A 12244-nucleotide genomic window follows, 5' to 3' on the forward strand; every position below is an offset into this window, starting at 1 on the left:
CTGATTGCACCGTTTGCCAAACGGTGCTTTTTTGTATCCGGCAATACAACAATGTGCCGACCGATGCCTCCGAACGGATCATCATGCGATACAGATTCCTCCCGGCAAAGAACGCCCGGCGCAGACGGGCACTTTCAACAGCTGGCAGCCAGACGGCCTCTGCCAATGCCTCAAAGGGTTGCAAGTTTATCGACCATGGAGTACTTCGCCGGAAAATCGCATGATCCGGACATCCAGCGGTAAATGGTGATACGCGTCACACCGAAATGCGCGGCCAGTTTTTCGACGGCATCCACCTTCTTCATGCCGGTCTCGACATGCTCCAGCAACCGTCTCCGGATGATCTCCTGCGGATCGAGCACCTTGCCGCGGTACCCGAGCAGGCGCTTGATCAGAGGCGCCGCCCGTTCCGCCGGGGTGACATTCCAATCACCTCCGATCCTGTTGATGAGAACGGCCAGACGGGCCGGATTAAGCTCACAGCCTACGAACCTCTTGCGGTTCCTGTGGGCATGGTACCCGACCAGGCCACGCCCCATCACAAAATCACCGATGCACTCGAAAGACTCGTTCTCGCATATCCATGCAATGATTTCCTCTTCATCCATGTAATCGAGCTTCGGTTGCTTCGCTCTATTGCTCCCTCGGATGATGTAGCAGATATTCTCCTTTTTGTAATAATACGTCGAATTGTAGCAGGTCACATACTTATACAGCTTCCTCATCTCCGTAATGAAATCGGCCAGATATTCCTTGCCGATTTCGATATAGGCCGTTTGCGGAGCGATCTCCGCGAGAAGTTCGAATACCTTCTTGTAGAATGCGCGGAAATCGTCGAGATAATCGTTTCTTCCGGCTTTTGTGATGAAACTGTTCGCATTCCGCAAATTCCACGGAGGATCGACGAAGACGAGGTCTGCCTCCTTCATCCATTCGGGAAGGCCGTCGAAAATATTGTTCACCGCCAGCAGATTGCCGTTCTGCTCCCACACTTCCCCATCCTTGATCGGGTACTTGTCGATGGAACCGTCGTATTTCCACTTCTCATTCATGATCGTCCTGCTCTATAGTCCAACTTGCCGAATACTCCACATATTTGAACAGGTCGAGAATGCCCGTCATCTGCTTGTAACGCATTACGGTATCGATATCCAATCCGAGGGAATGCGCGATTTCGAGATCCGTTTGCCCCTGCTCCAGCAATGCTCTCACCACATCGGCATCCTTATCCACGGCATGCACGCCGCGTGCCTTGTTGAACTGGATGGTGGCCGCCATGCGCCGGGCGAGATCGTGCTGCAGGACGACGACGGGCACCTGCCGGATATCCAGCCAGTTCGGCTGGCAAATGGTAAAACGGTGGAATCCGTCGATAATGATATACTTTTCGTCCTCTTCGCTCCAACTGACGACAATTGGGAAACAGAACCCGTTATCGATGATGGATTGCTTCAAAAGCTCCATCTTGTCGCGGGGAACGCTGTTCGGGTTGTAGTTGTTCGCCTGAATCATATCGCGATCGACAAGGATCGTATTCAGGCAGGGAATGGCGATATTCATAAGATTTCCTTCCAGTGGTTCAGGCGTGCGGTCTTGGGGTCTTCCGTATTCTTCACGGGAAGATTGTTTTCATAGTCGTTCAGCACGAGCTGGCGGCACTGCTGCCGGGCGACGTATTCATTGTCCAGATGCTTGGAAAACCGCCTTTTGAAAATCGCCTTTCGTTCCGGCGCCGGATAGGTTGCCAGCAGAAAATCGCGGTAGGCCCGCCATGTGGAAAAATTCTTCGGGAGAGTCTGGCACCGAAACATCTTCCGGTCTGTTGCCGTCTCCTGCGCGAAGGAAATTCCCTTCGTCCGTTTCAAAAGGCGTTCGTAGGTCTTGAACTCGAAACTTGGCAAATCCTGCACCGCCTTAAAACTCTTCTCATGCAGCAGGGACGAAACCCGCATTCCATGGGGAGACATGCCTTTCAGAAAACAGAAATCATAATAGCGGTGGTAGCGAAGCTCCTGCTCCCCGATATATTTCCAGACATCGCTGAACGCCCAATCGTACAGCGGATAAAAAACGTAATTGCCGCGCTTCTTGTCTGTGGACCACATGACATCCTTATAACCGGGAAACCTCACCATCGTCCGGTACCGGTCCAGACTCTCATCGGCGCGGAGACCGACGAGAAAAGCCGTATTCTCGAAACCGAGCTCGAAATTCGACAACACATCATAGAACCCGAATCCCTTGTTCTTGTCGATAATCGTGGTATCGTGCGTCCATGTGCGGGTCAGCACGTTTTTCGAACTGCGCTTGTGCATCCAGTTCGGTCGCTGCTGCGGATCCCAGCAATGAAACTGCCCATGCCTCAAATCCACGGCATTCGTCAGATTGAACTCGATCTGCAGCCAGTACCGCACGGCATGCTCCGGCGCAAGATTCATCAGATACTCGACCTGCTCGACGGTAGAAGTATAGACGACTTCCTCATCAAGGTAGAACAGGCCGACTTTCCTGCTGCGCCGTTTTGCCTCTTCCAGAGCGAGATGGCAAAGAACGGTCGAATCCTTCCCTCCGGAAATGCTGACGACGATATTTTCGAACTCGTCGAAAATGTATTCGATGCGCCGTATAGCCGCATCAAGCACATTAGTGTTCAGATGGTATTTTTTCGAGGACATGCTTCAACTCCTGAATATAGGATGCTATTTCCCCCATGTAGTAGGCATCGACTCCCGTCTGCGTGACGGTAACTCGCATGGAGGGCTTGATGATCCGCTTCGAATCGAACTTCCCGTCCGCATGCCGGGCTGCCAGAGCTTCGCAGAACTTCAGCAGGCGGCGGGGAACAACGTTCGTATCCTTCTTCACTCCGGCAATAATCCGCTCCTTCTCGGCGGCGTACTGGTCCAATTCTTCGTCTGTCAATTCGACAGGGACCTCCTCGACACTGACGGAAACATCGCGCATGGCGATCTCGATGCCGGAAAACGACACTTCATCATACGGCTCTCTCAGATAGGGATTGTTCTGCATCATATCCCACAGAATCATAAAATCCTCCCTGCTCTTCCGGATCGGAAGCCGTTCGAAAATGAGCCGGTGCCCGGCCTGCTGCATGTATTTGCGGATGCAGTTGTAATGCAGATCATAACGGTTCACAGTCCTCATGGCATTATTCCAAACGAGAAGAGAGGTCGGCCCGATGCTTTGCAGCCACGAATAATAATACCTGTATTCGATGGACTGTGCGTAGGTAATTCTTTCAACGGGCACAGCGGTATCGATCACGATATCATCCCCGACGACGAACACACGCTCGACGCCGAACGAAGCGATACTTTGCGATATTTCATGGCTGGCATCACAGGTTCCGAGATAGATCTTCTTCATCGTCGTTCTATGGCAATTTCCCGTCTGGCTACAGCCCTGCCAACATCCCGTTTTCCTTCATGAACGCGGAAACGGTCAGGGCTTACAGATACTCGATTTTACATCCGAATTTTCATTCGGAGCAGAAAATCTATCATATTTTCATAAATTGTCTATCCGTTTTTTCATCTTCTGATAAACGAAATGCCAGATGATTGCATTGATTCCAATGATATTCCGCTATGATCCGGATATTTCAAAAAGGACTCATCATATCTCTTCCCGTATAGAAATCAGCAAGGTGCGAGGAATCGAATGCTCCAAAAACCTCCACAGCAAACAGCCTGCAATCGTATGACACAGTCAAGCTACGCAGACAGGGGCAATCCCAAAAAACGGATGCCATGACCGATGAAATTCGGCACGCAACCGAACAAAATCTTTCGGCAGGCCAAACAAAAAAATTTACCCCTGGCTACCGCAGAAGATTCACTGCCCCAGCACCTCCAGCAGCCGGGTCACGGGGAGGCCGATCACATTGTCCACATCGCCTTCCACGCTGGCGACAATCAACTCGCTGTGTTCCTGCATCGCATAGGCGCCCGCCTTGTCGAGCACATGCACGGTAGACAGGTAGCGATCGATATCCGCATCGGACATCTCCAGAAAAGTCACATAACTCTTCTCGGCGAAATCCCGGCGTTCCCCTCCGGGCATACACACGGCAACCGCCGTACAGACGCAATGCGTGCGTCCCGAAAGCGTGCGCAGCATGCGGCGGGCATCATCCATATCCTCCGGCTTGCACAAAGGCATACCGTCGATGAACACCAGCGTATCCGCTCCGATGACGACATGATCCGGATACTCGGCAGCCACCGCTTCCGCCTTGGCGGAGGCATTCAGCGCACACAGGGCTTCCGGCGCCATCGAAGCATCGCACACCTCGTCCGTCGGCCGGACAACGACTTCGAACGCAACTCCTTCCCGCATCAAGAGATCGCGGCGGCGGGGAGACTGGGAGGCGAGTATCAGCATGACGACGGCGACATGGTATCCAGAATACGCTTGCGCGCCGCCGGAGATACTTCGTGAATGCCCTGAATAACCGTTCCCGCCAGCTTATCGGCCCGGGCACGGCAGATATCGCGGTCTTCCCGGCTTTCAAACTCCATCCCCATCAACGCGCGGCCGACCCGCTCGCCCGAATAGACATAATTGAAGTAGCACAAGGACGCCAAATCGCCAATGGCCGCCATGAAATCAAGGAACGCCCCGGGGCGCTCGGAAAACTCGATCTGCACGAACACGGGATGGCTCAACCGCTCCGCATCGTAATGAATCATGCGGAACCGCACATCTTCATCATTGCTCACATCTTCAGCCTTCAACCCCTTCTCGGCCAGCCGCTGTTCGATAATCTCGAAATCGGATTGCGTACCGGCCACGCCGAACACGGGATATTGAATCTCTCCTGCCACACGGCCATACTGCACATCCACAATCGTAGCGCCTTCCGGCACACTGCGGAGGTATTTGAGAATTTGGCCGCGCTTCGTTTCCATCGGAATGCGCAGATAGCGCGTCTCGCAGCCGTCGATACCGGCCATGCGGGCCACAAGCCCCATCTGGGAAAAATCCATATTCGCGCCGGAGATAATCACGAGGCATTTCTCCTTCTCGCCGATCTCCCCATGCTGCCACTGCTGCATGAAAGCTGCCAGCCCCATCGCACCGGAGGCTTCCGGAACGACGCGCGAAGAATCCCACATGGCACGCATCGCATGGCACACTTCATCGTTCGTCACCGTCACGAACTCGTCGATCAACTCGCGGCACAGCGGGAAGGTATTCTCCCCGGCTGTGCGGACAGCCGTACCGTCGCAAAACACATCCACGTACTCAAGACTTGTCCGCTCACCCTTTTCGATGGCCAGCTTCATCGAAGCCTGGTCCACGCCTTCCACGCCGATAACCTTCGCCTGCGGCCAGAACTTCTTGATCCAGCAGGCCGTCGCCGCAGCCATGCCGCCGCCGCCGATCTGCACATACACGCGGTCGAAGGGGCCTTCACCGCTCATCACCACCTCGTCGGCCAGAGTTCCCTGCCCGCCCATCGTCACGAGATCGTCGTAGGGATGCACGAACGTCAAATGATTCTGCCGCGCATAGGCATGCGCCGCCGCCGAAGCGGCATCGTACGAATCGCCGTGCAGAACGATCTCCACATGATCCCCTCCATGGCGGCGCACTTCGCGCTGCTTCACCTCGGGTGTCGAAAGCGGCATGAAAATACGCGCCTTGCAATTCAAATGCCGTGCCGCCAGAGCCACGCCCTGCGCATGATTGCCCGCCGATGCGGCCACCACGCCGCCGGCCCGCTGTTCGGGCGTCAGCGCAGCCATGCAATTGTAAGCGCCTCTCCACTTGTAGGCCTTGATCGGCCCCAAATCCTCGCGCTTGGCGTACACGGCGGCGGGAATATCCCGCAGATTCAGTTTCTGCAACGGAGTCGGTTTCCCGACTTCGTACACGCGCTGCCGTGCCAATAGAATTTCCTGAAAGAGTTTTTCACTGAGGACGCTCATAAGCTTGCAGGGCTGCTATACACTATTTTCCCAGCAATGTCCAGCACGTCATCTCCGAAAAATGCAGCATCCGGCGCTCCACCTCCTGCCGGGTCAAGGCAAACAGGGCATCGGGGCCGAATGATTCGCACACGGCGGCAGCCACGACCGAGGCATACGCAATGCCGCGCTTCAGCTCCTCCCAGTCCGGATCTCCTCCGGCCAGCGATTGCGCCAGATACCCGCCCAAAGCCCCCATGAACGTATCGCCTGCCCCCGTCGGATCGACCGGGCGTTTAAGCGGCCACGCCGGGCAGCGGAACAGCTTCTCCTCACCCGCCGCCGTCCGGTGCATCAGCGTCGCCCCGTAGGCTCCGTGCTTCACCACCACATAGCGCGTGCCATGGTCCAGCAGACACTCGGCAGCCACCAGCGGCTCGCTCGTACCGGCAAACAGGCGGGCTTCGCCATCATTCATCAGCACGAGATCGGACAAGGCGATCACCTTCTCCACATCTGCACGATCCGAAGTAATCCACGAAGCCATGTAATCCGACATCACGAACGCCCGGTTCTCGCATTGCCCGATCAAATCAAGCTGGTGCGCGGGCGTCACATTCGTCGCGATAATCACCTTGTGGCGGCGCAGCCTCTCCGGCAGCTCCAGCTTCCAATCCGCCAGCACCCCGAACTTCGTCGAAAGCGTCGTCCGGTTATTCATATCGGCCTCGTACTCGGCCTCCCAGGCGAACGTCTCGCCGGGCAGCCGCACCGTCGCCTCCAGATTGATGCCGCGCTCCCGCAAAGCCTCCTCGTAACGGGCGGGAAAATCATCCCCGACAAGACTCACCATATCCACATGGGTACAGAACAGCCTTGCACCGAGAGCGGCATACGGAGCCGAGCCTCCGAGCTTCCCCCCGGCCTTGCCGAGAGGAGTCGTCAGAGTATCGAGACCCGTCACACCATGAACGAGAACGGATGCAGACACAGCCGGGCAAACGTGCAGGTGAACGGAATCAATAATAGGACTTCCGCAGAATCTCGATGCAGGCATCCTCATCGAGCGTCGCACGATCGAACCCGAACAGGCCGCCCATCGTATGCCGGGCATTGCGGGCGTACTTCGCCAGATCGGCGGCATCCACACCGTAATCGGAAAGCTTCAGATCCGCCACATGGCAAGCCTCACGCAGCTTGCGAAGCCCCGTCAGGAAACCTTCGATGCTGCCTTCCTCGCCGAACAGGCGGGCCATATCCGCATAGCGTTCCGGGCAGGACGGCGCATAGGCGGCATGGTATGCCTCGCACAGCATGATCAGCCCCGCACCGTGCGGCATCTCGGGATGGTAGGCGCTCAAGGCGTGCTCCAAAGAATGCTCGGACGTACAGCAGGAACCCGTCTCCACGATGCCGGACAGCGTATTGGCGAAAGCCACCGCACTGCGGGCTTCCACATTGCTGCCGTCGTTCACGGCGACCGGAAGCCACTTCGCAATCAACTCGATCGACTTCAGAGCGAACAGATCGCTCATCGGCGTCGCGCAATTCGCCACATACCCCTCCATCGCATGGAACAAAGCATCGAAACCCTGATAGGCCGTCAAATGCGGAGGAACCGTCAGCATCAGCTCGGGATCGACGATCGACATCTTCGGGAACGTCTGATCGCAGCCGAACCCGATCTTCTCATTCGTATCGGACTTCGTAATCACCGTCCACGGATCCGCTTCCGTACCCGTACCGGCCGTCGTCGTAATACACACGATCGGAGCCACCGGATGGGGAATCGGCAGCCCCTTGCCGGAACCGCCGCTCACATAATCCCAGTAATGGCCGGGATTATTCAACATCACGGCAATACTCTTGGCGGAATCCATGCTGCTGCCGCCGCCGAGGCCGATCACGAAATCGCAACCGCTCTCCCGCGCCATTTCGGCAGCTTCCATCACATGCTCCACGATAGGATTGGGCTGCACCTTATCGAACACCACGCTCTCTACCCCGCGGGTGCGAAGCAGCTGCTGCACGCGGTCGAGATAACCGTGGCGCTTCACCGAAGAACCGCCCGTCACAATCAGGGCCTTGGAGCCGGGAAGCTTCACATTCTGATTGCCCAGCACATTCAGGGAACCGGGGCCGAAATGCAGCCCTGCCGGCATAAAAAACGAGAATTGGGATAACATACAGGCTCATTGTAACATTCATCGGGAAAAAGTCAATATCCCAACATGGCAGAACGCGGACAAAGAAACCCGGCCACTGCCAGCAGAAACTCGCGATTGACTTCCCACCCTGAAAATCATATCCTCTCTCCAATCATCATTCGTTCCATGAACTTCACCCGCATCCTTCAAACCATCTGCCTCGGCAGCATCGTCTGCGCCCAGGCTCCGGCTCTGCCCCTCCCCGCCAGCGACAACCATGCCGCCGTCAACGAAACGCAGGAACAACGCGACGCCCGCATGCAATGGTGGCGCGACGCCAAATTCGGCATGTTCGTCCACTACGGCCTATACTCCGGCCTCGCCGGAGTCTGGAAAGGCAAACAGGGCGGCTCCGAATGGATCCAGAAAAACGTCGAAGTGGACACCGACGAATATGCCGCCGAAGCCCTCCCCCTCTTCCAGCCGAAACCCGGATTCGCCGATGAATGGGCCCAGCTGGCCAAAGACGCAGGCTGCCAATATACCGTCATGACCACCAAGCACCACGACGGCTTCGCCCTCTTCGACACCGCCACGACGGACTACGACGCCAAAGACAAAAAAGGCCGCGACCTCGTCCGCGAATATGTGGATGCCATCCGCAAGCAGGGACTCAAAGTCGGCTTCTACCACTCCGTCATCGACTGGCACCAACAGGACTACGACAACACCATCTGCCCCGACCTCTGCTACCCGAAAAACCAGATCGCCCTCCTCAAAAACAAAGGCATCCCCCGCAACCACACAGCCTATCAGAAATACCTGCACACACAGGTCCGCGAACTCTTGAGCAACTACGGCCCCATCGACATTATCTGGTGGGACTACTCACAGGGCGATGCCGAAGGAGAAAAAGGATGGAAAGCCCCATCCCTCATCGAAATGTGCCGCAAACTCCACCCCGGCATCATCATGAACAACCGCCTCTACTCATACTCGGGCCTCGACAAAACGAAAGCCCTCGGAGGACTCGACGTCCGCTGCGGCGACTTCATGACCCCCGAACAGCACATCCCAGCGGAAGGCTACCCCGGCACGGATTGGGAAGCCTGCATGACCGTCAGTGACAAATGGGGCTACAACCGATTCGACACCAACGTCAAATCAACCGAAACCATCATCCGCAAACTCGTAGAATGCACCGCCAAAGGCGGCAACCTCCTCATCAACGTCAACCCCATGGCGGACGGCACCATCCCCCCCAAAGTAGCCGCCGCCCTGCGTGGAGTCGGCCCCTGGCTCAAAACCAACGGTGAAGCCATCTACGCCGCCAAACCCGTCCAGGGACTCACCCTCCCCGAAGGATGTTATGCCACCACCTCCCCGGACGGCATCTACATCTTCCTCCCGCCGCTTGACATCGCAAAAAAACAGGCCGCCATGCTCAACGGAAAATACTGGCTTGTCCTCGACTCCCGGCAACTCGGCGCAGCCAATGCCGACCTCCTCGGCATGCCCGGCATCAAGCCCGGCATCGGAGCCGTCAACGAACACATCCCGGCAACAGGAGACGTCGCCCACAGCACCATCATCACCGTCCCTCTCGAAGCATGGGACAAACTCACCGTCCCCGTCGTCAAACTGACCAGCGAAATCTGACACCGCCCGCAGCAACACGCCGAGCGGCAGCCTCGGACACCATGCCGCCGCCATCAACATCCGCAAGCAACATGACACCGCTTAAAGACATCGTCAACCTGCTCGACACCACGCTCGACATCGGCCGCATCCCCGATGCGCCACAGGCCATGAACGGCCTGCAAATCGAAAACGACGGCACAGTCACCAAAATCGCCACCGCCGTGGACGGCTCGCAAAGCACCATCGAAGCCGCCATCTCCATGGGTGCCGACCTCCTCATCCTCCATCACGGCATCTACTGGCCCGGCCTCCAGCCCATCACCGGATGGTGGAAGAAAAAAATCCAAACCGCCCTCGACAATAACCTTGCCATCTACTCCGCCCACCTCCCGCTCGACATGCACCCCGAACTGGGCAACAACGCATGCATCGCGCACGCACTCGGGCTGGAAAACACGCAACCGGAAGTCACGTACAACGGCATCAAAATAGGCATCCGCGGCACATACCCCGGCACGCTCGGCGAACTCCGAACCCGGTACGAAGAAATCCTCGGCAGCCCCGTCACCGGAATCATCTCCGACGACCTCACCTCACCCGCCGGAGAAATCGCCGTCTGCTCGGGAGGCGCAGCCGGAGAAATCTACGCCCTGCACAAACTCGGCATCCGCACCTACCTCACCGGAGAAACCGTCCACTGGGCCATCACCACGGCGGAAGACATGGGCATCAACCTCCTCTTCGGCGGACACTACGCCACCGAAACCTTCGGCGTACAAGCCCTCGGCGCCCTGCTGGAACGCACCTTCGGCCTGCCCTGCACCTTCATCGACAATCCCACCGGCGCATGACCCTCACCACAGACGACGCAGACGGCACCCAGCGGCTCGACCAATACCTCGCCCGGCAACTCCCGGAACTCTCCCGCTCCCGCATCCAGGCCCTCGTCAAAGCGGGAGACATCACCATCAACGGCAAACCGGCCAAAGCCAAAACCCCCGTCAACCGGGGCGACGCCATCGAAATCAACATCCCCGAACCGGAACCCGCCGAAGCACAGCCGCAGAACATCCCGCTGGAAATCCTCTACGAAGACAAAGACATCATCGTCATCAACAAAGAAAGCGGCCTCGTCGTCCACCCTGCCGCCGGCAACCCGGACGGCACCCTCGTCAACGCCGTCCTCTATCACTGCGGAGACCTCTCCGGCATCGGTGGCGTAGGCCGCCCCGGCATCGTCCACCGGCTGGACAAAGACACATCCGGCTGCATCGTCATCGCCAAAAACGACCAGGCCCACCTCTCGCTGACCACCCAGTTCGCCGAGCGCAGCACGGAAAAAATTTACCTCGCCGTCGTCCAGGGATCGCCGAAACAGGATGAAGGCACCGTCTTCACCAACATCGGCCGCCACCCCGTCAACCGGCTCAAAATGGCCGTCGTCAACCCCGGATCCGGCAAAAGCGCCATCACCGACTGGAAAGTCCTGCAACGCGACCCCTCCACCGACTCTTCCCTCGTCATGTGCACCCTGCACACCGGCCGCACACACCAGATCCGCGTCCACATGCTCCACCTCGGCCACCCTCTCATCGGCGACCCCATCTACGCCAAACCCGCCCGGCAGAAAGCTCAAACCGGGAGGCTCATGCTCCACGCATGGAAACTGGCCTTCGACCACCCCGCTACGGGCGAACGCATCTCCCTGCAGGCCCCCGTACCGCCGGAATACACCCCCTGGCTCGACCACTTCAACCCTTGACCACGCATGCTCGCCCTCTTCGACATGGACGGCACCCTCTTCCCCGGAGACTCCCAGCTCCGCTTCGCCGGGCGCATCCTCTCCCGCCACCCGTGGAGACGGCTCTACCTCCTCCTCCTGCTCCCCTGCGCCCTGTTGGCCGCCCTGCGCATCATCCGCACCGAGCGCATGAAACGCATCTTCCTCAGCTACCTCTACCGCATGCCCCTCGGCCAGGTCGAACGGGAAGCGCAAGCCTTCGCCGAAGAAAACATCCGCCCCATCCTCTACCCCGGCGTCCTCCAACGCCTGCGCGACCATCAGGCCGCCGGAGACCACTGCATTCTCGTCTCAGCCTCCCCCTCCTTCTACACCGAACCCATCGGCCGCATGCTCGGCTTCGACGACATCATCGCCACCCCCATCGTCATGCAACTCGCCATGCCGCTCGTTCCGGCCATCGAACCGCCCGGCAACAATAAAGGGGGCACCAAGCTCATCCGCCTGAGAAAAAAAGGCATCATTCCGCCTGATGGCAAAACTCCCGACAGCATCTGCTACACAGACAGCCGCGCCGACCTCCCCATGCTCTCCGTCTGCGAACAGGGCGTCCTTGTCAATCCTTCCGCACAACTTGCCAATCAGGCACCTGAGCATCATTGGCAAATTATCCGCCAGCCTCTCCCGTGGCACGGCAAGCGTGCTTTTCTCGCCTTCATCCTGAAAAACATCATCGGCTTCCGGGCCTGACGAAAACCGCCCGAACATACATCCTTTCCTCT

The 12244-nt window shown here is 57.7% G+C and carries 12 protein-coding genes; 4 read left to right on the forward strand and 8 right to left on the reverse strand.

Annotation, left to right across the window (positions count from 1 at the left end; translation table 11 throughout):
* Window positions 1-170: 170 nt before the first annotated feature.
* The 8 genes from AC781_RS07155 to AC781_RS07190 all read right to left on the reverse strand — a co-directional run bounded on the left by AC781_RS07155 (window position 171) and on the right by AC781_RS07190 (window position 8119).
* A complete protein-coding gene (locus tag AC781_RS07155; protein ID WP_067775756.1) occupies window positions 171-1052 on the reverse strand; it encodes a helix-turn-helix domain-containing protein in 882 nt (293 codons plus the stop codon).
* Complete coding sequence (locus AC781_RS07160; RefSeq protein WP_067775759.1) at window positions 1045-1560, reverse strand: IbrB-like domain-containing protein; 516 nt, start codon at window positions 1558-1560, stop codon at window positions 1045-1047. The genes AC781_RS07155 and AC781_RS07160 overlap by 8 nt, the downstream gene beginning before the upstream one ends.
* Window positions 1557-2675: a phosphoadenosine phosphosulfate reductase domain-containing protein gene (locus tag AC781_RS07165; protein ID WP_067775762.1), complete on the reverse strand. Its 1119-nt coding sequence runs from the start codon at window positions 2673-2675 to the stop codon at window positions 1557-1559. The genes AC781_RS07160 and AC781_RS07165 overlap by 4 nt, the downstream gene beginning before the upstream one ends.
* A complete protein-coding gene (locus tag AC781_RS07170) occupies window positions 2644-3387 on the reverse strand; it encodes a hypothetical protein (RefSeq protein ID WP_067775765.1) in 744 nt (247 codons plus the stop codon). Before AC781_RS07170 ends, AC781_RS07165 begins: the two co-directional genes overlap by 32 nt.
* Before the next feature lie 468 nt (window positions 3388-3855).
* On the reverse strand, window positions 3856-4404 hold the full coding sequence (locus AC781_RS07175; protein WP_067775769.1) for a Maf family protein: 549 nt from the start codon (window positions 4402-4404) through the stop codon (window positions 3856-3858).
* The gene (locus AC781_RS07180; RefSeq protein ID WP_067775772.1) at window positions 4398-5954 is read right to left on the reverse strand and encodes a pyridoxal-phosphate dependent enzyme; all 1557 of its coding nucleotides are present in this window, start codon (window positions 5952-5954) and stop codon (window positions 4398-4400) included. Before AC781_RS07180 ends, AC781_RS07175 begins: the two co-directional genes overlap by 7 nt.
* A 22-nt stretch (window positions 5955-5976) precedes the next feature.
* The gene (locus AC781_RS07185) at window positions 5977-6924 is read right to left on the reverse strand and encodes a PfkB family carbohydrate kinase (protein ID WP_172801810.1); all 948 of its coding nucleotides are present in this window, start codon (window positions 6922-6924) and stop codon (window positions 5977-5979) included.
* Window positions 6925-6952: 28 nt separating this feature from the next.
* Complete coding sequence (locus AC781_RS07190) at window positions 6953-8119, reverse strand: iron-containing alcohol dehydrogenase (RefSeq protein ID WP_067775778.1); 1167 nt, start codon at window positions 8117-8119, stop codon at window positions 6953-6955.
* Between the two features lie 147 nt (window positions 8120-8266).
* Between AC781_RS07190 and AC781_RS07195 the strand changes: the two genes are divergently transcribed.
* The 4 genes from AC781_RS07195 (at window position 8267) to AC781_RS07210 (ending at window position 12212) form a co-directional block, all read left to right on the forward strand.
* A complete protein-coding gene (locus AC781_RS07195; RefSeq protein ID WP_067775781.1) occupies window positions 8267-9739 on the forward strand; it encodes an alpha-L-fucosidase in 1473 nt (490 codons plus the stop codon).
* A 71-nt stretch (window positions 9740-9810) separates the two neighbouring features.
* Window positions 9811-10572 carry a Nif3-like dinuclear metal center hexameric protein gene (locus AC781_RS07200; RefSeq protein ID WP_067775784.1) on the forward strand — a complete coding sequence of 254 codons (762 nt, stop codon included), beginning with the start codon at window positions 9811-9813 and terminating at the stop codon, window positions 10570-10572.
* Window positions 10569-11483: an RluA family pseudouridine synthase gene (locus AC781_RS07205; RefSeq protein ID WP_067775787.1), complete on the forward strand. Its 915-nt coding sequence runs from the start codon at window positions 10569-10571 to the stop codon at window positions 11481-11483. The genes AC781_RS07200 and AC781_RS07205 overlap by 4 nt, the downstream gene beginning before the upstream one ends.
* 6 nt (window positions 11484-11489) lie before the next feature.
* Complete coding sequence (locus AC781_RS07210) at window positions 11490-12212, forward strand: HAD family hydrolase (protein ID WP_067775790.1); 723 nt, start codon at window positions 11490-11492, stop codon at window positions 12210-12212.
* The last annotated feature ends 32 nt before the right edge of the window (window positions 12213-12244 follow it).

Source organism: Neoakkermansia glycaniphila, from assembly GCF_001683795.1.
Lineage (GTDB): Bacteria > Verrucomicrobiota > Verrucomicrobiia > Verrucomicrobiales > Akkermansiaceae > Akkermansia > Akkermansia glycaniphila.